Source organism: Streptomyces sp. NPDC093260 (assembly GCF_040683715.1).
GTDB lineage: Bacteria > Actinomycetota > Actinomycetes > Streptomycetales > Streptomycetaceae > Streptomyces > Streptomyces sennicomposti.
This window is the reverse complement of the sequence record NZ_JBFBEK010000008.1, coordinates 109834-134645: the sequence shown is the minus strand read 5'-3', so window position 1 is coordinate 134645 and position 24812 is coordinate 109834. Positions and strand designations below refer to the sequence as shown.

The following is a 24812-nucleotide window of genomic DNA, read 5'->3' as shown; positions in this document are numbered from 1 at the left end:
GGCGGCCCACCCGCCCCGGAGCGCCGCCTGCGGCCCCCGGTTCGCGGTGGCCGGGTCCGGCCCGGGCCCCGCGCCCGCCGTGCCGTCGGCCCGTCCGGGGTTCCCGGCGGCCGGGACCGCCGCCCCGGTGCCGCCCGGACCGGACGCCGACCGGGCGGGCCCACCGGCCACCGCGGCACCGCCGCTCGCACCCGGCACGGGCGGTTGCGCACCCGGTGCCGAGGCGCCTGGTGCCGGACATCCCGAAGCCGCCGCCGGGTCCGGAGACGGCGGAGTCGCTGCCGCCGGGCCTGATGCCGCCGGCCCCGAAGTCGGCGAAGCCGCCGCGGTCGGCCCCGCAGTCGGCGAGGCCGTCGTCGGACGCGCAGGCCGCGAAGGCGCTGCTGCTGGGCCCGCCGTCGACGGGTCCGATGCCGCCGGCCCCGAGGTCGGCGAAGCCGCCGCGGTCGGGTCCGGAGCGGGCGGAGTCGTCGCCGGACTCGGTGCCGTCGGCCCCGGGGGCGGTGAGGTCCGCGCCGTCGGCTCTTCCGCCGGCACCCCGGCGCCCGCGGCCGGCTGCGTCGCGCGTTCCGCGCCGCCCTCCGCGCCGCCCTCCGCGCGGGTCGGTCCGAGCGGCGCGGACGAGCGGTGGGCGGCCGGGCCGCCGGTCAGTCGATTCCGTGCGTTTGCAGCCATATCTCCAGCAGAGCCACCTGCCACAGCGTGTTCGCCCCCCGGTGGGTTCGGTGCGCGTCGGGCGCCGCCAGCAGCTCGGCGACGTACTCCGGGCGGAAGACGCCCCGGCCCTTGGCGGCGGGAGCGGTGACCGCGTCGCGCACCCGCTCCAGCACCGGCCCGGCCATGTGCGTGATCGCCGGGACCGGGAAGTAGCCCTTGGGCCGGTCGACCACCTCGCGCGGCAGCACCTTGCGGCCGGCCGCTTTCAGGACGCCCTTGCCGCCGTCCGCGAGCTTCAGTTCGGGCGGGCAGGCCGCGGCCAGTTCGACCAGCTCGTGGTCGAGGAACGGGACGCGGGCCTCCAGACCCCAGTCCATGGTCATGTTGTCCACACGTTTGACCGGGTCGTCGATCATCATCACGTGCGTGTCCAGCCTGAGGTCCGCGTCCAGCGCGCTCTCCGCGCCCGGCGCCGCCATGTGTGCGCGGACGAACTCGGCGGACGCGTCGTGGTCGGCCAGCATGTCGGGCTCCAGCATGCGGGCGAGATCGGCGTGCGAGCGGTCGAAGTAGGCGTCGATGTACGCGGGCGCCGCGTCCTGCCGGGGTGCGTCCGCCATCGCCGGGTACCAGTGGTAGCCGGCGAACACCTCGTCCGCGCCCTGTCCGCTCTGGACGACCTTCACCTCCTTGGCGACCTGCTCGGACAGCAGGTGGAAGGCGACCACGTCGTGGCTCATCATGGGCTCGCTCATGGCCGCGACCGCGTCGTCCAGCGCGTGGGAGACGCGGTCGGAGGGGACGAGCAGCTGGTGGTGGTCGGTGCTGAAGCGCCGCGCCACCAGATCCGAGTAGCCGAACTCGTCGCCCTCGTCGCCGCCCTCCGACTCGAAGCCGACGCTGAAGGTGGCCAGCTGCCGCTGCCCCTCCTCGGCCAGCAGCGCCACGATGAGACTGGAGTCCAGGCCGCCCGACAGCAGCACGCCGACCGGTACGTCGGCCACCATGCGGCGGCGTACGGCGGTGCGCAGCGCCTCCAGGACGGCGTCCGTCCAGTCCTCGGCGCTCAGGCCCGCGTGCTCGGCCCGGCGGGTGTAGGAGGGCTGCCAGTAGCAGTGGTCGCGCCGGGAGCCGTCCGCCTCGATGACGCGCACGGTGGCCGGCGGCAGCTTGCGCACGCCGTTCAGGACGGTGCGGGGCGCGGCGACGGTGGCGTGCCAGCTCAGGTACTGGTGCAGGGCGACGGGGTCGAGCGAGGTGTCCACGCCGCCGCCGGCCAGCAGGGCCGGCAGCGAGGAGGCGAACCGCAGCCGCTCGGGCGTCTCGGCCAGGTACAGCGGCTTGATGCCGAGCCGGTCGCGGGCCAGCACCGTCCGGCCGGTGTCCTGCTCGACGAGGACGAAGGCGAACATGCCGTAGAAGCGCTCGACGCACGCCGTGCCCCACTGCCGGTAGGCCTTGAGCACCACCTCGGTGTCGGACTCGGAGAAGAAGTGGTGGCCGAGCCCCCGCAGCTCCTCGCGCAGCTCACGGTAGTTGTAGACACAGCCGTTGAAGACACCGGTCAGCCGGGCGCGCGGATCGGCCATGGGCTGGGAGCCGCTCTCCGACAGGTCGATGATCTTGAGTCGGCGGTGGCCGAGGGCGACCGGACCCTGGGACCACAGGCCGCGGCCGTCGGGTCCCCGCGGCGCGAGCCGGTCGGTCATGCGTTCGACTGCGGCGATGTCGGGCCGCCCGCCGTCGAAGCGGACCTCGCCGCTGAGACCGCACATCAGGCGGACCTCCTTCCGGCGGACCGCTCGGGTGGCGCCGGCCACCGTCCGGCACGGCCGCCCGCGCGCACTGCGGCGAGGACGGTGCCGGACGAGGACGGGAACGGGGGCGGGTACATGCGGGGCATGACGGCAGGACTCTCCTAGGTCGCAACGCGGGAACTCGGCTCGCACGACCGGGCCTCGGCACGCTCGCCGTCGCCGCGTCTGTTCTCGTCTTCCCGGCAGACTCCTCGGCCTGCCGCACCCCGCGGACGCGCCGACGGGGTGTCCGTGTCCCCTGTCGAGTGCCCCCGAGTCGGCCGGTACAAGCCCGCGGATCGTGCACCGCGTGCCACCGCACCGCCCTGACCGGCGGACACGCCCACCCTGACGGCACGGCCCCGGCAGGGAAACGGCGCGGCACTGGGCGCCCCACCGCCAGGGGTGCCGAGACACGGCGGAGGGCGGTCCGGCCGTGGGCCGCGCCGGTCACCGCCCTGTCACTGCGTGTCCTCGGCGGCGCGCTCCAGCGGCAGCAGTTCGCGGATGTCCGCGGGCAGCGCCCCGGCCACCTTCTCCATCAGCTCCGGAGCGAGCGCGGCGTCGAGCACCTCCAGCACGGCGGCGGCCTCCCGCAGCGCCGCGTCCTCGTCCGTGCCGGCCCGGGCGGCGATCCGGGCGGCGAACGTGGTCAGCCCGAAACGCTCGCCCGAAGCGGCCTTCCCGGGGGAGGCGTCCACGGCCTGCCGCACGCAGGCGGCCAAGTCCGGCGGCAGCTGCGCGGCCGCATGGCCGGCGAGCCCCGACGGCAGCCGCTCGGCCAGCGTGGCCAGTACCGCCTGCGTCGCCCGCTCGGCCGGTCCCCGGCCCGGCAGCTGGGCGAGCGCCTGCACCTTCCCGATCATCTCGTCGTGCTGCATGGGCGATCGTCCTTCCCCACGGCGCGGATCGTCGGAACACCGACGCACGGACAGCGGACGAGTACCCACGATGCCGTCGCCGCCCCCGCGTCAACTGTCCGCGCGGGCCGGTGGCGCCGCCGCGCGGGCCAGTAAAGTGGTGTCCCCATTCCAGGCGACAGCGCACCTGTGAGGTACTCGCGAACCATGCCGACCGAAACGTTTGAGTTCCAGGTTGAAGCACGTCAGCTGCTCCAGCTGATGATCCACTCGGTCTACTCGAACAAGGACGTGTTCCTGCGGGAACTCGTCTCCAACGCCTCCGACGCGCTGGACAAGCTGCGGCTGGCGGCTCTGCGGGACGACACGCTCGACGCCGACACCTCCGACCTGCACATCGAGATCGAGGCCGACCCGCAGGCCCGTACGCTCACCGTGCGGGACAACGGCATCGGCATGTCGTACGACGAGGTCACACAGCTCATCGGCACCATCGCCAACTCCGGCACCGCCGCCTTCCTGAAGGAACTGCGCGAGGCGCAGGAGGGCGCCGGCGGCGACGGGCTGATCGGCCAGTTCGGCGTCGGCTTCTACTCCGCCTTCATGGTCGCTGACGAGGTCACCCTGGTCACCCGGCGGGCCGGCGAGACCCAGGGCACCCGCTGGAGCTCGCGCGGCGAGGGCACGTACACCCTGGAGACCGTGGACGAGGCACCGCAGGGCACCACCGTCACCCTCCACCTCAAGCCCGCGGACTCCGAGAACCAGCTGCACGACTACACCTCGACCTGGAAGATCAAGGAGATCGTCAAGCGCTACTCGGACTTCATCACCTGGCCGGTCCGCCTCGTCGGAGGCAAGGGCGACGGCGAGGACGCCGCCGAGCCCGAGACGCTCAACTCCATGAAGGCGCTGTGGGCGCGCCCGCGCGACGAGGTGTCCGACGAGGACTACCACGAGCTGTACAAGCACATCAGCCACGACTGGCGCGACCCGCTGGAGACCGTCCGCCTCCAGGCCGAGGGCGCCTTCGAGTACCAGGCGCTGCTCTTCCTGCCCGCCCACGCCCCGCACGACCTGTTCACCCAGGGCCACCGGCACGGCCTGCAGCTTTTCGTCAAGCGCGTCTTCATCATGGACGACTGCGAGGAACTGCTCCCGCCCTACCTGCGGTTCGTCAAGGGCGTGGTCGACGCGCAGGACCTCTCGCTCAACGTGTCCCGCGAGATCCTCCAGCAGGACCGCCAGATCCGGCTGATGCAGCGCCGGCTGACGAAGAAGGTCCTCGCCACGGTGAAGGACCTGCGCTCCGCCGACCCGGACCGCTACCGCACCTTCTGGCGCGAGTTCGGCGCGGTGCTGAAGGAGGGCCTGGTCACCGACTTCGACAACCGTGCCGCCCTGCTCGCCGCCGCGTCCTTCGCGAGCACACACGACGCCGAGGAGCCGACGACGCTCGCGGCGTACGTGGAGCGGATGAAGGACGGCCAGGAGGACATCTACTACATCACCGGCCAGTCCCGCGAGAGCGTCGAGAACTCCCCGCACATGGAGGCGTTCCGCGCCAAGGGCGTAGAGGTGCTGCTGCTGACCGACCCGGTCGACGAGGTGTGGGTCGGCACGGTGGGGGAGTACGAGGGCAAGCGGCTGCGCTCGGTCGTCAAGGGCGAGATCGACCTGGGCGGCGACCAGGACGAGGCGGAGGCCGCCGAGAAGGAGAAGCACACCGAGGAGTACGCCGGTCTGCTCGGCTGGATGACGGAGCATCTGGCCGACGACGTCAAGGAGGTCCGTCTCTCCTCCCGCCTCACCGTCTCGCCGGCCTGCGTCGTGTCCGACGCCGACGACCTCACCCCCGCCCTGGAGCACATGTACCGGGCGATGGGCCAGGAAGTGCCGCAGACCAAGCGCATCCTCGAACTCAACCCGGACCACCAGCTCGTCAAGGGCGTCCGCCAGGCGTACGCGCGCCAGGGCGAGGACCTGTCGGAACTCACCGAGGCCGCCGACCTGCTGTACGGCCTCGCGCTGCTCGCCGAGGGCGGACAGCCCAAGGACGCGGGACGCTTCGTGAAGCTCGTCGCCGACAGGCTGGAACGCACCCTCTGACAGCGCCGCCCGCTCCGCACCGGTCCGCCCGCACCCGACCGGTCCCTCCCGGCCGCCGGCACGTCCGGCGGCCGGCGAACCCTCCGGCCGCGCCGCGCAGAGGAGTTGTGGGTGCCGGGCGGATATGCGGCACGGCCCTCGCTGGATAGAGTCGTGCCGTTACACCTGGTTGTGGGGACAACCGGGGCACCGCGGGGAGGGCTTGCAGCACATGAGTCGTCGTTCCACCGGCTTGGCCGGCGCCTGGGCCGAGATGCAGAGGCAGCAACAGCGCCAGCTGGAGGCGGACGCCAGACGACGCAGGCAGGAGGCGCAGCAGGCACGCGCCCGGGAACGGCGGGCCGCGCAGACCTACCGCGAGTACCGGCAGGCCGAGGCGCAGCGCCGGACCGACGAACTGGACGCGCAGGTCGCGGCGTTGCAGAGCCTGCTCGCCGTCGGCTGCCGGGCGCCCGCCTTCCGGGCCGCCTCCCTCATGCGCCCGGAGGACATCGAGCCGTTCGCCCCGGGACCGCTGGCCCAGCCCGTGCCCATGCCCGACTTCCAGCATTACGCCGCGCAGAGCGGGTGGACGGCCGGCCGCCGGGCCCAGGCGCAGGCCGAGGCCCGGGCGCGGTTCGATCGGGACCGGCAGGCCGCGCAGGCCGCGGAGGCCGAACGGCAGCGCCGACTGGCCGCGTACGAGCGGCAGTACCGGCAGTGGGCCGACGCCCGGCTGGCCGAGCTGCGCCGGCACAACGCCGGCGTCCTCCGGCTCGCCGAAGGCGTCCGGCGCGGTGACCCGGACAGCGTGGTCGAGTACTTCTCCGCCGCCCTCTACGCCTCGACCGCCTGGCCGGAGGACTTCCCGCGCCAGGTGACGGTCGCCTACGACCCGGCGGCCCGGCAACTCGTCCTGGACTGGGAACTGCCCCCCTACGGCGTCGTCCCCGAGACGAAGTCCGTGCGGTACGTGGCCGGGACGGACCAGGACAAGGAGACCGCCCGGCCGGTGGGTCAGCGCCGCGCGCTGTACCGCGAGGTCCTGGCCCAGTGCATGCTGCTCGTCCTGCACGAACTCTTCGCCGCCGACGAGCCGGGCGCCCTGGAGTCGGTGACCCTCAACGGCTTCGTGGACGGCCACGACCCCACGACGGGCCGCCCGGGCCACATCCACCTGGCCACCGTCATGGCCGAGCGCGCCACCTTCCGCGACCTCCACCTGGCGCAGGTGGACGCCGGCAGTTGTCTGGCCGACGCGCTGCGCGGACAGCTCTCGGCCCGCCCCGACCAGCTCACCCCGGTACGGCCGGGCCGCCGGCCCGAGGAGGTCGGCGACCGGGTCGTCACCCACGGCGGCGACGAGGACCCCGACCTGTACGAGATGGACCCGCTCGCCTTCGAGAACCTCGTCGCCGACCTCTTCCGCGCCATGGGGATGCAGGCGGTCACCACCCAGCGCTCGGGCGACGGCGGGGTGGACGTCGACGCGCTCGACCCGACGCCGATCCGCGGCGGGAAGATCGTCGTGCAGGTCAAGCGCTACCGCAACACGGTGCCGCCCACCGCCGTGCGCGACCTTTACGGCACCGTGCAGGACACCGGCGCCAACAAGGGCGTCCTGGTGACGACGTCGAAGTTCGGCCCCGGCTCGCACACCTTCGCCGGCGGCAAGCCGCTGGAGCTGATCTCCGGAACCGAACTGGTCGATCTGCTGCACCGTCACGGGCTGCGCGGCCGACTGGGCGACGGCGTCCGCCGCCCGGCGGCCCGGCCCGAGCCGCAGGCCGCGGACCCGGGGCTGCCCGACGACCACAACGTGCTGGGCATGTCGTGGACCGGCCGCGTCGCCCTGGACGTGTGCGCCCTCGTGTGCCGCGGCGACCGCGTCCTGAGCGACGACCACTTCGTCTTCTTCAACAACCTGCGGTCCCCGGACGGCAGCGTGCGCGCCCTGCCGGCCACCGCGCCCGACAAGGCCGCGATCGGCGTCGCCTTCGACGCACTGCCCGGCGACGCCGACCGGCTGGTGCTGGTGGCCGCCGTGGACCCGGAGGTGAACCCGGACGCCGACCTGTCCGGGTTCTCGGACGCGCACATCAGGCTGCTCGATGCGCGCCTGACCGAGTTGGGGCGGCTCGACGTCTCCGACGGGCGGCCGGGCGAGACGGCCCTCGTCCTCGGCTCCTTCCGCCGCCGGGCCGGCGGCGACTGGGACTTCGTCCTCGGCGGCCGGGGCTACCCGGGCGGCCTGGCGGAACTCGTCGGCGACTTCGGCATCGAGGTGGAGTAGCCCCGCGCGGCTCGGACGGGGGCCGCCGCGCCCCCACCCGGGCCGGGCCGCGTCACCGCCCGCCGCTCGCGGTCAGGTGGTCCCCGGCGATGCCGGCCTTCTCGGGGCGGTAGTAGTCCCGGATGCCCTCCGCCCAGGTCGCCACCGGGATGCGGTCACCGGCCACGGGGCCGAAGGCCTCGAACAGCACCTCGATGTTGGGGCGCTGGAAGCCGATGGCGGTCATCAGGGCGACGAAGTCGGGGCGGTTCACGAATCCGTCGCCCTCCGGGTCGCCGATCGCGGAGAGCGCCCGGGCGAACTCGTCGACCGTCGCCTCGAACCGCTCCGGCGACAGCACACAGGCCTCGAACTCCTCAGGGCTGATCCTGCCGTCGCCGTTGGCGTCGAGTTCGGTGACGAGCGTCGTCCAGTAACGGCGGAAGGACGCCAGCAGCGCCTGCTTCGCCGCGTCGTCGGCAGCGGGCACCGCCGCGACCACCCGGCTGCCCATCAGTTCGAAGTCGTCGGCCTCCAGGAAGCCGTTCCCGTCGGCGTCGAACAGGGAGAAGACAAGCTGGACACGGTCGGTCGCCTCAGGGGTACGCATGGCGCCACACCTCTCCTTCCGGACTTGCGGCCCACGCCGACGGCGGGGCCGGACGCCCACCGGAGTCATGTTCCGGCGGCCGCTCCACTATCCGGCCGCCGCGCGGGCGACGGCGGGCGAAGCGCAGCCGTCCACCCGAACGAGCGGAAACCGTCCACCGGGCGCATGAACCGCCCCAACCCCGTGGGCTGGGCGCGCTCCGCGCCGGTTCGAGCTCCCCCTTGTGCCGCCGAACGCGCCGAACGCGCCGAGGAGGGAGACGTCGGCGCGACAGCCCGCCGCGCTCGTCAGGGCGCGGTGCGCCAGGCGTTGGCCGTGGCCGCCGCCGTCTGCGTGTTCCAGTCCAGGCGCAGCACGGCGAGGTCGTCGCTGTGCCGGTCGGCGTTGAGGGTGCGGGTCCGGGCGATCAGCTCGTCGAGATGGGCGCCGGGGTCCGGCGTGTGGATCGTGTCGATGATCCCCAGCAGGCCGTCCACGCCGAGCCGTTCGCCGGTGCTGTTCGCGAACCCCTCGATCAGGCCGTCGGTGTAGGCGACGAGGGCGCCGCTCGGCGGCAGGGCGAGAGTGGTAGCCGTCCACTTGCCGAGCCCCGGCACGATGCCGAGGGCCACCCCGTGGGCCGCGGTGACCTCCCGGGCCCCCTCCGGCGTGAGCAGCAGCGGCTCGTGGTGGCCGGCCAGATGCAGCGTGGCGGTGGCCGCCCGCGGGTCCACGGTGATCAGGGTGCAGGTGGTGAACAGGTCGTTGCCGGTGCGCTCCGCGATGTGTATCTGTTCCAGCAGATGCAGCAGCTGCTCGTTGCGGTGGCCGCCCAGCGTGAGGGCGCGCCAGGCGATGCGCAGGCAGACCCCGAGCGCGGCGGCGTCCGGGCCGTGCCCGCTGACGTCGCCGATGACGGCGTGCACCTGCCCGTCGTCGGTCTGCACGACGTCGAGGAAGTCACCCCCGAGCAGCGCCTGCGCCCGGCCGGGGTAGTAGCGGCTGGAGGCGGTGACGGCGGCGGAGGCCAGCAGCGGCTCGGGCAGCAGCCCCCGTTCCAGACGGGCGTTCTCCTCGGCCCTGAGCCGCCCGATCTGGAGGGCGGCGTTGGCGCGCTCGGCCTGCTTGCGCTGGACGGCGTAGCGGACGGCCCGCTGGAGCAGGTCCGGTTCGACCTTTCCCTTGATGAGGTAGTCCTGCGCACCGGCGCCGAGGGCCTCCACGCCCGCGCGGGGTTCGTCCAGTCCGGTCAGGACGATGATGGCGGCCTCTGTGTCCGTCTGCACCGCCTGCACCGTCTCCACCCCGGAGGCGTCGGGCAGGTGCAGGTCCAGCAGGACGCAGTGGACGGGACGTGCCGCGAGCGCCCGGCGCGCGTCGGCGGCCGTGCGGCAGCGCGTGAGGGTGTGCGGCAGGTCGGTGTCGTAGAGGAGTTCCTCGACCAGGAGGGCGTCCCCGTCGTCGTCCTCGACCAGCAGGATGTGGTACTTCCCGGCTGCGCCTGCGGCTTGGTCGGTCACGGCTGGGTCTTTCTCTCCGGGGCCGCGGCCGTGTCGCCGACGGCGGGAAGTGTGAAGACGATCCGGGTGCCCGGCGCGTGGTCCGGGTCGATGCCGATCGTCCCGCCGTGGAACTCCACGACCTTCTTGCACATCGCCAGACCGATGCCGGTGCCCGGGTAGGCGTCCTTGGTGTGCAGCCGCTGGAAGAGGATGAACACCTTCTCCTGGAACTCCGGCGCGATGCCGATGCCGTTGTCGGCGACCGCGAACCGCCAGTGGTCGCCCTCGCGTTCGACGCTCACGCGGATGCGCGGCGACCGCTCGGGGCTGCGGAACTTGACGGCGTTCGACAGCAGGTTCTGCCAGAGCATGCTCAACTGGGTGGTGTCGCCGACGACCTCGGGCAGCGGGTCGTGGGTGATCTCCGCGCCGCTCTCCTCGATCGCCACGCTCAGGTTGTCCACGGACCGCGCGAAGACCTCCTCCAGCCGCACGCGCTGGTGGTCGTTGTGCACCCGGCCGACGCGGGAGAAGGCCAGCAGGTCGTTGATGAGGACCTGCATCCGGTTGGCGCCGTCCACGGCGAAGGCGATGTACTGGTCGGCCCGGTCGTCCAGCTGTCCGCCGTAGCGCCGCTGGAGGAGCTGGGTGAAGCTGGACACCTTGCGCAGCGGCTCCTGGAGATCGTGCGAGGCGACGTAGGCGAACTGCTCCAGTTCCGCGTTGGACCGCTTCAGGTCGGCCGCCTGCTCGTCCAGCAGCCGGCGCGACTCCTCGCTGAAGTGCAGCTCCTCCACCAGCCGCCGGCGCATGGACTCCAAGTCCGCGGCCAGCCGGCGCAGGTCGGCGGGGCCGGTGCCGGGCAGGTTGCGGGCGAACCCGCCCTCGGCGACCTCCCGGGCGGCCGAGCTGAGCTGGGTGAGCGGATTGGTGATGCCGCGCCGCAGCCCCTCGAAGACGAGGAACGCCACCACGAGGATGACGCCGGCGATGAGGGCGAACATCCAGTTCCGCAGGGTCTCCGCCCGCCGCAGATCACGGCCGGCGGCCGCCCGCTCGTTCTCCAGATGGGACTGCTGGCGTGCCATCGCCTTGCGCAGCGCGTCGAAGGCGGTCTTGCCCTCCGCCGTCCGCTGGGCGGCGATCTTCGGGGCCTCGGGTGCGGGGGCGGCGGCGATGGGACGCGCGATACGCCTCTGCCAGACGGCGATCAGCCGCTCCACCTCGGCCAGGTCGGCGCGGGTGCGGGCGTCGTCGCGGGTCAGCGGGCGCAGGCGGTCCAGGGCGGCCTTCTCGTCGGCCTGCCCCTCGGCGTAGGGCTGCAGGAAGTCGGCGTGGCCGGACAGCCCGTAACCGCGGATGCCGGTCTCCTGGTTGACCAAGGCTTCCTGCAACCGTATGGAGTTGATCAGCGCGGGGGAGCGCCGGTCCACCAGCTCGTCCGTGATTTGTGAGGTGCGCCACATGGCCCAGCCACCCAGTGCCCCCACCACCGCCAGCACGACGAGGGTGACGGAGACCCCTGCCCGCAGCCAGTGCCGGGTGGTCCAGTTCGAGAACGTACCCTCGGGGCCGGGCGGCTTGCTGTTCATCGGGGTTCGCGTCTCTCCTTCGGGGTACCAGGACCACGGCTCGCGCGGCAAGCACACTGTACCCGCGGCCTGACAACGTATGTTGTCTGCGATCGGATCAACGCCGTACGCTGGGGGCATGCCTGGTCCGCCTACCAATCCGCGCGCCACCGGCGGAGAGACGGCCGCGCTGGTGACGCAGGTGATGGACGAACTCATCCGGCTCCTGGCGCGGGACGCCGCCCATCCACCGGCGGAGACCTGCGAGGAGGCCGACGCCCGCCGCCGCGCGCTCGTACGTCTGAGCGTCCTGGCGGGCGTCAAGCAGGCGGTACGGCGCCTGGAGGACCAGGCGGCCCGCACCGCGGCCGCGAACGGCGCCGGCTACCCCGAGATCGGCCAGGCCGTGAGCATGAGCCGGCAAGGAGCCCGGCGCCGCTGGCCCGGGCTGATCACCAACGGCAGGCACCGCCCCCACCCCCATCCCACACCCCGGAGCCCGTGAATCATGGCTGTCGCCGCAACCCGCCCCTACGACGTGCTGCTGGTCGAAGACGACGTGGCGGACGCCATGCTCATCCAGGACGCCCTGGCCGAGCGCGGCACCCGCAACCTCACCCAGGTCCCCGACGGCATCGCGGCCCTCGAGTATCTGCGCGACCCGGCCAGCGAGCGCCCCGACCTGATCGTGCTCGACCTCAACATGCCGCGCATGAACGGCCGGGAGTTCCTCGCCGTGGTGAAGGAGGACCCCGAGCTGCGCACCATCCCGGTCGTCGTCCTGACGACGTCCGCCGCCCCCGACGACGTCACCGGCGCCTACCGCCACCACGCCAACGCCTACGTCACCAAGCCGGTGAACCTGGAGGAGTTCGAGGCGGCGGTCCGCAGCATCGACGCCTTCTACCTCGACATCGCCGTCAAGCCGCCCAAGGCCTGACCGCACCGCCAGTCACCGAGAGCCGGGGCCCGACGGGCCCCGGCTCTCCGTTGTCCGCGGGTCCTCCGGCAAGTCGTACCATCACTCTTAGTTGTCGCGCGATTACGCAAAGCCACCGGGGGGCATGCACCGGGCAGGAACCGGGGGACGCGGAGAACCAGGGGGGTGGTCGTCCATGTGGATGCGTCGTGCGGCCTACCCGGTGCTGCTCCTCGCCACGGTCGCCACGGCCGTCGCGGGCCTGCGCTGCCGGTTCGATCCGGGACTGACCACGTCGGCCTTCCAGTTCGCGGTCATCGCCTACCTGGTGGTCCTGGAGCGGCTGATCCCCTACGACCGCGGGTGGCATCCGGACCGCCGGGAGTGGGGCTGGTACGGGGTCTACTTCCTGGTGACCGCTGCCGGCAGCGTCACGGCGCAGCTCCTGGTGGAGGCCCTCGTCGGCGTCCTGTCGCCGGCCGGACCCGCACTGCCCCTGGCGGTGGAGACACCGCTGGCGCTGCTGGTGGGGTCCCTGGCCAGCTACCTGGTGCACCGGTGGAGCCACACCAATCCCTGGCTGTGGCGGCTGCACGGCGTGCACCACGTTCCGCAGAAGGTCAATGTCGCCAACAACGGCGTCAACCACGTCCTGGACGTCCTGCTGGCGCAGGGCGCGGTGCAGGTGTCGCTGAGCCTGCTCGGCTTCTCGCAGGAGACCGTGTTCGCGATCGGCCTCTTCGTCATCACCCAGGGCTACTTCACCCACGCCAACATCGACGTCCGCATCGGCTGGCTCAACCATCTGCTCGCCAGCCCCGAGCAGCATCGCCTGCACCACAGCACGGACCTCGCCGAAGCCGGCCACTACGGCTCGGACCTGGCCGTCTGGGACCGCATATTCGGCAGCTACACCTGGCGTCCCGGCCGCCGGCCGGCCGCCGTCGGCCTGAAGGACCCCGCCTCCTTCCCCGGGACCGAAGCCGTCCTCGCCAGTCATCTCCAGGCGTGGCGGAGCCCCGCCGGCTGACCGGTCCGCACCGCATCCCGCTTGCCCCGCCCGACAGCCGGCCCCGTCGCCGTCGGGCCTCGCCCTGCCCTTTCACGTGCGCCGCCACGTCACGACCACCCAAGGACTCGGCCATGTCGGACTCCCGCAACGTCGCCCCCGAGAAGATCGCGATCATCGGCATCGGCTGCCGCCTGCCCGGCGGCGCCTGCGACCACCGGGCTTTCTGGCGGAACCTGATGGACGGGAAGGACTGCATCACCCCGACCCCCGCCGACCGGTACGACACCGCGACCCTCGCCAGCCGGGACAAGACCAAGCCCGGCCGACTCGTCGGCGGACGCGGCGGCTACATCGACGGTTTCGACGAGTTCGACCCGGCCTTCTTCGGCATCAGCCCCCGCGAGGCCGCCCACATGGACCCACAGCAGCGCAAGCTGCTGGAAGTGGCCTGGGAGGCCCTGGAGGACGGCGGGCAGAGACCGGTCGAGCTGGCCGGAAGCGACGTCGGCGTCTTCGTCGGGGCGTTCACGCTGGACTACAAGATCCTCCAGTTCGCCGACCTCGGCTTCGAGTCGCTCGCCGCCCACACGGCGACCGGCACGATGATGACGATGGTGTCGAACCGCATCTCGCACTGCTTCGACTTCCGCGGCCCCAGCGTCTCCCTCGACACCGCGTGCAGTTCCTCGCTGGTCGCGGTCCACCTGGCCTGCCAGAGCCTGAGCCGCCGCGAGACCGGCCTCGCACTGGCCGGCGGCACCCTGCTGCACATGGCGCCGCAGTACACCATCGCCGAGACCAAGGGCGGCTTCCTCTCGCCCGAGGGCCGCTCCCGCACCTTCGACGCCTCCGCCGACGGATACGTCCGTTCCGAAGGCGTCGGCGTGGTCGCGCTCAAACGCCTGGACGACGCCCTGCGCGACGGCGACCCCGTGCACGCGGTGATCATCGGCAGCGGCGTCAACCAGGACGGCCGCACCAACGGCATCACCGTGCCCAACCCCGACGCACAGGTCGCCCTGATCCAGCGGGTCTGCGCGGAAGCGGGCATCGCACCCGGCAGCCTCCAGTACGTCGAGGCGCACGGCACCTCCACACCGGTCGGCGACCCGATCGAGGCCGCCGCCCTCGGCCGGGCGCTGTCGATCGGACGGGAACCCGGCGCACCCTGCTACGTCGGCTCGGTCAAGACCAACATCGGGCACACCGAGGCGGCCGCGGGCATCGCCGGGCTGATCAAGACCGCCCTCTGCCTCGAACACCGCACGATCCCGCCGCACATCAACCTCGACCGCCTCAACCCGGCCATCGACCCCGGCACCCTGCCCTACGAGATCCCCACCCGCGCGGTCGACTGGCCCGAACACGACGGTCCCGCCCGCGCCGGCGTCAACGCCTTCGGGTTCGGCGGCACCAACGCGCACGTGCTGCTGGAGGCCGCGCCCGCCCGCGAGGAGACGACAAAGGAGGACGAGCGGGAGACGGTGTCCGCGGCCCTCGGCCGCTCCGTCCTCCCGCTGACCACCCGCGACCCGGACCTCCTGCCCGAGGCCGCCGCCGCCCTCCGCCGGGAACTCGCCGGGACCCCGCACGGCCCGGCGGCGTCGCTCGCCGACATCGGCTACACCCTGGCCCGCCGCCGGCAGCACCTCGAATCCCGGCTGTCGGTCGTCTACGACTCGCGCACATCCCTGGAAGAGGCCCTCGACACCTATTTACGCGGCAAGGCGCACCCGCGCGTCCTGCTGGGCCGGCGCCGGGAAGGCCGGCGGCGCGGGCCGGTATGGGTCTTCACCGGCATGGGACCCCAGTGGTGGGGGATGGGCCGGCAACTCTTCGAGACGGAGCCGGTGTACCGCGCCGCAGTCGAGCGCTGCGACCGCGAGATCCGCGAACTGGCCGGCTGGTCCCTGGTGGAGGAACTCTCCACCGGCGAAACGGACTCCAGGATGGGCGAGACCTGGCTGGCCCAGCCCGCGAACTTCGCCGTCCAGATCGGTCTCGCCGCGCTGTGGCGCAGCCGGGGCGTCCGCCCCGACGCGATCGTCGGCCACAGCACCGGCGAGGTCGCCGCCTTCCACGAGGCCGGGGTCTACACCCTGCAACAGGCCGCCCTGGTCGTCCTGCACCGCAGCCGCCTCCAGCAAAGACTCGTGGGCACCGGCACGATGCTCGCCGTCGGTCTCCCCGCGCGGGAGGCCGAGCCATGGGTGCGACCGTACGCCGACCGCGTGTCGGTGGCCGCCGTCAACAGCCCGAGCGCGATCACCCTGGCCGGGGACGAGGAGGCGCTCGCCGAACTCGCCGCGCGCTTCGGTGAGCGGGAGATCTTCGCGAAGTTCCTCTCCGTGCGCGTCCCGTACCACAGCCCCCGCATGGACCTGATCAAGGACGAGCTGCTGTCCTCGCTCTCCCGGCTCAGGCCCCGCGCCGCGCAGGTCCCGCTGTATCCGACGGGCGGGCAGGAGGCGGCGACCCGTGGTCCCGCCAAGGGCCCCGAGCTGGACGCCGCCTACTGGTGGAGCAACGTCCGCGACACCGTCCACTTCCGTGCCGCCGTCGATCAGCTCGCCGACGACGGCCACGGCCTCTTCCTGGAGATCGGCCCGCACCCCGTCCTCGGCCACTCCATCGCCGAGTGCCTGGCCGCCAAGGACGCCGAGGGGCAGAGCCTCCCCTCGATCCGCCGCGGGGAGGACGAGCGCGAACGGTTCACCCTCTCCCTGGCCGCCCTGCACAACGCGGGCGTCGACATCGCGTGGGAGACGCTGCACCCCAAGGGACGGCCGGTCGCGCTGCCCCGTTACCCCTGGCGGCGCGACCGCCACTGGGCCGAGCCCAAGCCGGTCGAGCAGGTCCGGCTCGGCCGCCGCGACCACCCGCTGCTGGGCCGAAGGCTCGCCACGGCCCAACCGGCCTGGGAGGCCCGGCTCGACACCGAGCAACTGCCCTACCTGGACGACCACCGCATCCAGGGCAGCGTGGTGTTCCCGGCGGCGGGCTATGTGGAGATGGCGGCGCAGGCGGTGCGCGCCATGACCGGCGGCGAGGCCGTGTTCGCGGACATCGAGCTGCGCAGGGCGCTCTTCCTGACCGGCGGGACCGACGCGGAGGACGCACCGGCCAGGCCCTCGGGCCCTTCCGGCTCCTCCGCCACCGTGCAGTTCTCCTTCTCCCCGGAGGACGCGGCCTTCACCGTCGCCACCCCGCCCACCGGCGACGCGGGCGAGCGCGTCGTCCACGCGCGCGGCGTCGTCCGCTCCGGGCAACCGGTCGCGGCCGGGCAGCGGCTGGACGCCGACCGGGTCCGTGCCCGCGGCCTGCGCCGCCTCGACGGCGCCGACTGCTATGCCGCGCTGGAGGCGCTCGGCTACCACTACGGTCCGGCGTTCCAGGCCATCGAGGAAGTGTGGACCGGTCCCGGCGAGGCGCTGGCGCGGATCCGTCCTCCGGCGGCGATCGGGGCCGACGCGGCCCGTCACCACATGCACCCGGTCCTGCTCGACGCCTGTTTCCAGACGTTGCTGACCCCGCAGATCCCGCGTCCCGACGACGCCTCGCAGGACCCCTCCGACGGCGCGCCGGGCATCCGGCTGCCCCTGTCGATCGACGAGGTGCGCATGGCCGCCGTCGGCGACCGTGCGGTGTGGGCGCACGCCGTCGTCACCCGCCGGGCCGCCGGTGAACTCGTCGGCGACATCACGGTCCACGACGACACCGGCGCACCGCTCGGCCGTATCGGCGGCTTCCGCGCCGCCGACGTCGAGAGGACCACCGCCGCCGTGGGCCTGAACACCATCGACTCCTGGCTCGCCGACCTCACCTGGGTGGACGCCCCGCACCCGGCCGATGCCGCCGCGGCGGGCGGCACGCCGGCACCCGGCTGCCTCGTGTTCGCCGACACGCAGGGCCTCGCCGACGAACTCGCCGCACTGGTCACCACCCGCGGCGGGCACTGCCACCTGGTCCGCCCCGGCGCCGCCTACGGCACGGACCACGAGACGCGGCGGTCGACCGTCCGGCCCGGCTCCGCCGCCGACCTGGAACGCCTCTTCGCGGACCTGGGATCGGCCGGCGCCGGACCGTACGACCACGTCGTGCACCTGTGGAACCTCGACCTGCCCGCCCTCGACACCACGGCCGCCACCGAACTGCGCGAGGCATCCGGCACCGGCGGCTACTCCCTCATCGCCCTCGCCCAGTCGCTGCCCGGCGCTCTGCCGGACGCGAGGCTGCACATCGTCACCCGCGGCAGCCAGGCCGTGACCGCCGACGACCCGGTCGAGCCGTCCGCCGCCCCCGCCTGGGGGATCGGCCGAGTGCTGTGGCAGCAGGAACTCACCGCCCAGCGCGGAAAGCTGATCGATCTGGACCCGGCCTCCGGCGCCGACACCACCGCCCGCAGGGCCGAGGCCGAGGCTGTGCTGCGCGAACTGACGGCACCGGGCGGAACGCCCCACGGCGACGACGAGATCGCCCTGCGCGGCGGCCGACGCCGCACCAGCCGCCTCATCCCGGCCGCCGGCCTCACCCGGCCGCTGCCGCTGCGGCTGCGTGCGGACGGCGCCTACCTGGTGACCGGCGCCTTCGGCGCGCTCGGCCGGCTGCTGTGCCGCGCCCTCGTCGCCTGGGGCGGGCGGCGGCTGATCCTGGTCGGCCGCACCCCGCTGCCCGACCGCGGCCACCGGCCCGACGTCGACACGGAGTCCGCCGCCGGCACCAGCCCCTTCACCGGCCTCGGCCCCGACTCCGCCGCCGCTCCCGGCACGAACACGAGCACCAGCACGGATACGGGCACCGGCCCAGACTCCGCCGCCGCCCGTGCCGCCCGCTTCGTCCGGGAGCTGGAGGAACTCGGCGCCCAGCCCGTCGTCGCCACCCTCGACATCGCCGACGAGGCGAGCCTCACCGCCTGGCTCGCGGAGTACCGGCTCCGCGACGCCCCGCCGATCCGCGGCGTCTTCCACCTCGCCGGTCAGGTCCGCGACATCCTGCTGCCCGAGATGGACCGGCACGCCTACGACGCGGTCCACGACCCCAAAGTCCTCGGCGCCTACCTCCTCCACCGCCACCTCGCCGACCAGCCCCTCGACCACTTCGTCCTGTTCTCCTCGATCGCCTCCCTGCTCACCACCGCCGGACAGACCAACTACGCCGCGGGCAACGCCTTCCTCGACGCGCTGGCACACCACCGCCGCGCCCGCGGCCTGCCCGGGCTCAGCCTGGACTGGGGGCCGTGGGCGACCGGCATGATCGAGGAACTCGGGCTGGTCGAGCACTACCGCACCAGCCGCGGCATGAGTTCCCTGTCGCCCGAGGCCGGAACGGCCGTGCTGGAGCGCGTCATCGGACAGGACCGCGCCCAGCTGCTCGTCGCCACCGTGGTCGACTGGCCCGTCTTCCTCGCCTGGTACCCCACGCCGCCGCCCCTGGTCGCCGAACTCGCCGCGGCCGGCGGCCCGGCCGTACCGCCCGGCGGACAGGGCACCTTCCTCGACGACTTCCGCGCCGCCGACGCCACCGCCCGCCGCGCCCTGGTGACGGCGCGCTTCACCGAGGTCGTCGCGGGCGTCCTGCGGGTCGGGACGGACCGGGTCGCACGCGACGCCGCCCTCGGCGTGCTCGGCCTGGACTCCCTGCTCGCGATGGAACTGCGCTCCCGCATCCAGGCACTCCTGGGGGTCACCCTGCCCGTCGTCACCCTGCTCAGCAGCGCCTCGGTCTCCGACCTCACCGCACAGCTCCACGACGCGCTGGCCGAGCTGGTCGCGGCCGACGGCGACGCGACGGCCACCGCCACCGCGGTCGAGCTGTTCCACGACGAGACACGGCACCCGCTGACCCAGAACCAGAAGGCGCTGTGGTTCCTCAAACAGCTCAACCCCGACGGCTTCGCCTACAACATCGGGGGAGCGGTCGAGGTGCGCACACCGCTCGACCCGAAGCTGATGTTCGACGCGTTCCGCGTGCTGGTCGAACGCCACCCCTGCCTGCGCGCCAACTTCGTCCACGAGGACGGCCGCCCGGTGCAGACGGTCACGCCCGCCGCCGAGGCCGCGCAGCACGTGGACGTCGCCCTCCTCGACGTCGAGGGCACCCCCTGGGACGACATCCACGCGATGATCGTGCGCGAATACCGCAAGCCCTACGACCTCGCCCACGACCCCCTGGTCCGGCTGCGGCTGTTCCGGCGCGGCCCGGACCGCTGGGTACTGATGAAGGCCGTCCACCACATCGTCTCCGACGCGATCTCGACGTTCACCTTCATCGAGGAACTGCTCGCCGTCTACGAGGCGCTGCGCCGGGGCCGCACGCCCGAACTGCCGCCCGCCTCCGCCCGGTACCTCGACTTCCTCAACCGGCAGAACGAGTTCCTCGCCGGACCCCGGGCGCGCCGGATGCTCGACTACTGGAAGGCCGCGCTGCCGGCCGAGGTCCCGGTCCTCGGACTGCCCACCGACAAGCCCCGCCCCGCCGTCCAGACCCACAACGGCGCCTCCGAGTTCTTCGTCCTCGACGCCGACCTCAGCGCCCGGGTCCACGACGTGGCCCGCACCCACCACGTCACCGTGTTCATGGTGCTGCTCAGCGCCTACTACGTCCTGCTCCACCGCTACTCCGGACAGGACGACATCATCGTCGGCAGCCCTGTGACCGGCCGCACCGAGGAGGAGTTCGCCTCCGTCTACGGCTATTTCGTCAACCCGCTGCCCCTCCACCTCGACCTCGGCGACGGGCCGTCGGTGGAGCAGTTGCTGGCCCGCGTCCGCGACGTGGTGCTCGGCGGTCTGGACAACCAGGAGTACCCGTTCGTCCTGCTGGTGGAGGAGCTGGGCCTCCAGCACGATCCGAGCCGCTCCGCGGTCTTCCAGGCCATGTTCATCCTGCTCACCCACAAGGTGGCCGCGCAGAAGTACGGCTACCGTCTCGAGTACATCGAACTGCCGGAGGAAGAGGGGCAGTTCGACCTCACGCTGTCGGTGTACGAGGACGAGGCGGACCGGCGCTTCCACTGCGTCTTCAAGTACAACACCGACCTGTTCCTGCCCGAGACGTTGCGTCGCCTGTCCGCGCACTACGTCAACCTGCTCGACGCCCTCACCCGCGCCCCCGCCACGTATCCGGCCCAGCGGCTGGAACTGCTCGGACCCGGTGAGCGCCGGCGCATCCTCGGCGAGTGGAGCGGCGCCGGGAACCGGCCCGCCGAGCCGGACGCGCCGGTGCACGAGCTGATCGTCCGGGCCGCCGCCGCGCAACCCGACGCCGTCGCCGTCCGCGTCCCCGGGACGGACGGGACGGCCGAGTCCCTGACCTACGCCGAGCTGGAGCACCGCAGCCGCGACCGGGCCCGGCGGCTGCGCCGGCTCGGCGTCCGGGAGGGCGCGGTGGTCGCCGTCTGCCTGGACAAGTCGGCCGAGCTGATCGTGACCCTGCTCGCGATCCTCAGAGCGGGCGCCGCCTACCTGCCGCTGGCCCCCGACGACCCGGACGACCGGCTGGAGCACATGACCGCGCAGGCCGGGTCCGCGCACCTCGTGACCGACGCCGCGCACGCACGGCGCTTCACCGTCCACCCCGGCGTGATCACCCTGACGGACCTGGCCACGGAGACGGACCTGCCCCCGGAAGGCACCGAGCCGGAAGGCACCGAGCCCAGGGCAGGGACCGAGCCCGCGCAGGGGTCCGGACCCGAGAGAGCGGCCGAGCCGCCTGGGGCACCCGAGCCCGAGCCGGTGGGAGCGGCGCGGTCACCGTCGGCGCTCCAGCCACCGGACGAGGGCGCGCCGACGGTCGCCCTGGACGCCCCCGCCTACGTCATCTGCACCTCCGGCTCCACCGGCCGCCCCAAGGCGGTTCAGGTCACCCACCGCAACCTCGCCTCCGCCTACGCCGCCTGGCGCACGGAGTACCGCCTCGACACCGACGTCCGCGTCCACCTCCAGATGGCCGGCCCGTCCTTCGACGTGTTCACCGGCGACCTGGTCCGCGCCCTGTGCTCCGGCGGGACACTGGTGCTCGTCGGCCGGGAGCTGCTGTTCGACACGGCGCGGCTGTACGCGACGATGCGCGCCGAGGGCGTCGACTGCGCCGAGTTCGTGCCCTCGGTCGTCCGCGGGCTCATGGCGCACTGCGCACGCGACGGCCTGCGCCTGGACTTCCTGCGCCTGCTGGTCGTCGGCTCGGACACCTGGAAGGTCGAGGAGTACGACCGCCTGCGCGCCCTGGCCGGCCCAGCCACCCGGGTGGTCAACTCCTACGGTCTGACGGAGGCGACCATCGACAGCACCTGCTTCGAGGGGCCCACCGACGGCCTGGACCCGAGCCGGACGGTCCCCATCGGCCGCCCCTTCCCGGGCACCGAGGCGTACGTCCTGGACGCCCAGGGCGAACCGGTGCCGCCGGGTGTGACGGGTGAACTGTGGATCGGCGGCGCCGGGGTCGCCGCGGGCTACCTCGGCGACCCGGAGCAGACCGCGCGGCGCTTCGTCACCCGCGCCCTCACCGGTGACGGCGACACCGCGGCCGTACGCCTCTACCGCACCGGCGACCTGGCCCGCTGGGACGCGCACGGTTCGCTCCACCTCCTCGGCCGCGCCGACTCGCAGGTCAAGGTGGGCGGCCACCGGGTGGAGACCGGCGAGATCGAGTGCCGGCTCGCCCGCTGGCCCGCCCTGGCCCAGGCGGTCGTCCAGGTCCGGCCGGACGGGCGCGGCGAGAACACCCTGTGCGCGTACGGCGTCGCGGCGCCCGGCGCGCGCCTCGACTGGCGCGAGGTGCGCCGCCACCTCGGCGAGCACCTGCCGACCTACCTCATCCCCACCTCCTTCACCGAGCTGCCCGCACTGCCGCTCACTCCGAACGGCAAGGTCGACATGGCCGCTCTGCCCGCACCGCGGGCCGGCACCGGCGAGGAGGTCTTCGACCCGCCGGTGACCCTCTACGAGACCCGGATGGCCGTGCACTGGACGGCCCTGCTCGGCGTGGCCGAGGCCGGTCTCCAGCACGACTTCTTCGAGTGCGGCGGCAGCTCCGTCAAGCTGATCGAGCTGATCCACGGGCTGCAGGAAGAGTTCGGCATCAGCATCCCGGTCGGCCGCCTCTTCAAGGTCACCACCCTGCACGGGATGGCCCGGACGGTCGAGGACATCGTCACCGGCCGTCTGCCGGGCGCCCAGCCCTACCTCACGCTCAACCGCGGCGCCGGCCCGATGCTGTTCTGCTTCCCGCCCGCCGGCGGCCACGGCCTGGTCTACCGGCGGCTCGCCGCGCACCTGCCGGAGTACGAGCTGACGGCCTTCAACTACCTCGCTCAGGACGACAAGGTCACCCGCTACGCCGACCTGATCCGCATGCTCAGGCCCACCGGACCGTGCGCCCTGCTCGGCTACTCCCTCGGCGGCAACCTCGCCTTCGAGGTCGCCAAGGAACTGGAGCGGCGCGGCCGGGAGGTGAGCCACGTCGTCATCGTCGACTCGCACCGCATCGACGCCTCCTTCACCCCGGGCCCCGAGCACATCGAGGCCTTCGAGCGGGAGCTGCGGGACCACCTGCGCAAACACACCGGCTCCGACGCCCTCGCCAGGGAGACCCTCGAACAGGCCAGGGACTACATCGCCTTCTGCGGGCGCACCCCCAACCTCGGCACGGTCCGCGCCCGCGTCACCGTCGTCTCCGACGCGCACAAGGCCGCCCTCTACGCCGCGGGCGAGCGCGGCTCCTGGCACGGCGCCTCCCACCGGCCCGCCGACGTGCTCCGCGGCGCCGGCGCCCACGCCGACATGCTCGACCCCGGGCACGTCGAGCACAACGCCCGACTGGTCCGGGGAGTACTGGCGGAGGGCCCCACGGAGAGGGAGGAGGATCCGCGTGCGCTCTAGCACCAGGCAGCGGTGGAGCGCCCGGGACCGCGCCCCCGGAGCCAGACCCCGCGTCATCGTCATCGGCGCCGGCATCGGCGGCCTGTCCACCGGCTGCTACGCGCAGATGAGCGGCATGGAGAGCCGTGTCTTCGAGAAACACGTCCTGCCCGGCGGCTGCTGCACCGCCTGGTCCCGCGACGGCTACGTCTTCGACTACTGCATCGAGTGGCTGATCGGCACCGCCCCCGGCAACGACGCCCACCAGGTCTGGCGCGAGCTGGGCGCCCTCGACGGCAAGACCGTCCGCAACTTCGACGTCTTCAACACGGTCGTCGCCGAGGACGGCCGCTCGGTCTCCTTCTACAACGACCCCGACCGCCTGGAACGGCACCTGCTGGACCTCTCCCCGGCGGACGAGCGCCTGATCCGGTCCTTCTGCCGCGACCTGCGGCGGTTCGCCGACGTCGACCTCTTCCCGTTCCTCAAGCCCACCCCGCTTCTCACCCTGCGGGAGAAGGCCCGCACGGTCCGGACGATCGTGCCGCTGCTGAACCTGCTGCGGCGCACCGCCGGCACCCCCATGGCGGCCTTCGCCGAGCGCTTCCAGGACCCGCTGCTGCGCCGGGCGCTGCCGTTCATCTTCTTCCAGGACCACGAGGGCTTCCCGCTGCTGCCCTACCTCTTCAACATGGCCGGTGCCCACCGGCTCAACGCCGGTTTCCCGCAAGGCGGTTCGCTGGGCCTGGCCCGCTCGGTCGAGGAGCGCTACACCTCCCTCGGCGGCCGGATCGACTACCGCGCCCGGGTGGAGCGCATCCTCGTCGAGGACGACCGCGCGGTGGGGGTCGAACTGCGCGGCGGCGAGAGGCATTACGCCGACCACGTCGTGGCGGCCTGCGACGGCGCCACCACCCTCGACCGCCTCCTCGAGGGCCGCTACTCCAGCCCCCGGTCCGACCAGCTGTTCCGGTCGATACTGCCCGCCTCGCACCTGGTCTACCCGGGTGTGGTGTCGGTCTTCGTGGGCCTGCGCGGGGACGTGCGCGCGGACGCCCCGCACAGCACGACCTACCTCCTCTCCGACGCCGACAGCGCCCGCCTGCCCGGCGCCCTCCAGAGGAGCCTCGTCGTGCAGTTGCGCTCCCGCTTCTCCGACGGGCTCGCACCACCCGGCCGGTCCGTCGTCCACTGCACCTACTTCAGCGACTACGCCTCCTGGAAGACACTGCGCGGCGCCGACCGCCGCGGCTACTGGGCGCTGAAGCGGCAGACCGGCGACTTCGTCCGGGAGTTCCTCGACCGGCATCATCCGGGAGTCGCCGAGCGCGTCGACGTCGTCGACGTCGCCACCCCCGTCACCACCGAGCGCTACACCGGCAACCTGCACGGCAGCATCCTCGCCTGGAAGTCCTTCTCCGACGCCGACGACCCGTTGCAGGCGCTGATCGACAAGGACCGGATGCGGCTGCCGGGCCTGGCCGGACTCTCCCTGGTGGGCCAGTGGTTCACCGGCGGCGGCCTGATCCGGGTGGCCTCCGGCGGCCGCTTCGCCGTCCAGTACCTCTGCCAGGAACTGGGCCTGCCGTTCCGGGCCTGGGAGAGCACGGGCCGCGAGGCGTGGCACCCCGGGAAGCTGGGCCGGCTGCCCCAGTTCGACAGGACCAAGAGGTGAGGAGCGCTTGACGA

At 73.1% G+C, this 24812-nt stretch carries 12 protein-coding genes; 7 read left to right on the top strand and 5 right to left on the bottom strand.

Annotation, left to right across the window (positions count from 1 at the left end; genetic code table 11):
- Window positions 1-647: 647 nt before the first annotated feature.
- Both AB0N63_RS12740 and AB0N63_RS12735 read right to left on the bottom strand, forming a co-directional pair.
- Window positions 648-2432, bottom strand: a complete 1785-nt coding sequence (locus AB0N63_RS12740) for an N-acetylglutaminylglutamine amidotransferase (protein WP_365527862.1) — start codon at window positions 2430-2432, stop codon at window positions 648-650.
- A 482-nt stretch (window positions 2433-2914) separates the two neighbouring features.
- A complete protein-coding gene (locus AB0N63_RS12735; RefSeq protein WP_365527860.1) occupies window positions 2915-3334 on the bottom strand; it encodes a DUF2267 domain-containing protein in 420 nt (139 codons plus the stop codon).
- Window positions 3335-3520: 186 nt separating this feature from the next.
- On the opposite strand from AB0N63_RS12735, the gene htpG reads away from it, so the two are divergent.
- Window positions 3521-5422: a molecular chaperone HtpG gene (gene htpG / locus AB0N63_RS12730; protein WP_365527857.1), complete on the top strand. Its 1902-nt coding sequence runs from the start codon at window positions 3521-3523 to the stop codon at window positions 5420-5422.
- 211 nt (window positions 5423-5633) lie between these two features.
- Complete coding sequence (locus AB0N63_RS12725; protein ID WP_365527854.1) at window positions 5634-7694, top strand: restriction endonuclease; 2061 nt, start codon at window positions 5634-5636, stop codon at window positions 7692-7694.
- Between the two features lie 52 nt (window positions 7695-7746).
- On the opposite strand, the gene AB0N63_RS12720 is transcribed toward AB0N63_RS12725, so the two are convergent.
- From AB0N63_RS12720 to AB0N63_RS12710, 3 genes are all read right to left on the bottom strand, one after another.
- Window positions 7747-8283 (bottom strand): EF-hand domain-containing protein, encoded by a 537-nt coding sequence (locus AB0N63_RS12720; protein ID WP_365527852.1) that lies wholly within the window; start codon window positions 8281-8283, stop codon window positions 7747-7749.
- A gap of 287 nt (window positions 8284-8570) precedes the next feature.
- Window positions 8571-9782, bottom strand: coding sequence for a SpoIIE family protein phosphatase (locus AB0N63_RS12715; protein ID WP_365527850.1), 1212 nt, complete (start codon window positions 9780-9782; stop codon window positions 8571-8573).
- Window positions 9779-11356 (bottom strand): ATP-binding protein, encoded by a 1578-nt coding sequence (locus AB0N63_RS12710; RefSeq protein WP_365527848.1) that lies wholly within the window; start codon window positions 11354-11356, stop codon window positions 9779-9781. The genes AB0N63_RS12715 and AB0N63_RS12710 overlap by 4 nt, the downstream gene beginning before the upstream one ends.
- A 118-nt stretch (window positions 11357-11474) precedes the next feature.
- On the opposite strand from AB0N63_RS12710, the gene AB0N63_RS12705 reads away from it, so the two are divergent.
- The 5 genes from AB0N63_RS12705 (at window position 11475) to AB0N63_RS12685 (ending at window position 24798) form a co-directional block, all read left to right on the top strand.
- Window positions 11475-11840, top strand: a complete 366-nt coding sequence (locus AB0N63_RS12705; RefSeq protein WP_365527845.1) for a hypothetical protein — start codon at window positions 11475-11477, stop codon at window positions 11838-11840.
- A gap of 3 nt (window positions 11841-11843) precedes the next feature.
- A complete protein-coding gene (locus AB0N63_RS12700) occupies window positions 11844-12275 on the top strand; it encodes a response regulator (protein WP_365527843.1) in 432 nt (143 codons plus the stop codon).
- A gap of 175 nt (window positions 12276-12450) precedes the next feature.
- Window positions 12451-13284: a sterol desaturase family protein gene (locus AB0N63_RS12695; protein ID WP_365527841.1), complete on the top strand. Its 834-nt coding sequence runs from the start codon at window positions 12451-12453 to the stop codon at window positions 13282-13284.
- Window positions 13285-13397: 113 nt separating this feature from the next.
- Complete coding sequence (locus AB0N63_RS12690) at window positions 13398-23144, top strand: amino acid adenylation domain-containing protein (RefSeq protein ID WP_365527838.1); 9747 nt, start codon at window positions 13398-13400, stop codon at window positions 23142-23144.
- On the top strand, window positions 23134-24798 hold the full coding sequence (locus AB0N63_RS12685) for an NAD(P)/FAD-dependent oxidoreductase (RefSeq protein WP_365527835.1): 1665 nt from the start codon (window positions 23134-23136) through the stop codon (window positions 24796-24798). The genes AB0N63_RS12690 and AB0N63_RS12685 overlap by 11 nt, the downstream gene beginning before the upstream one ends.
- Window positions 24799-24812: the final 14 nt, after the last annotated feature.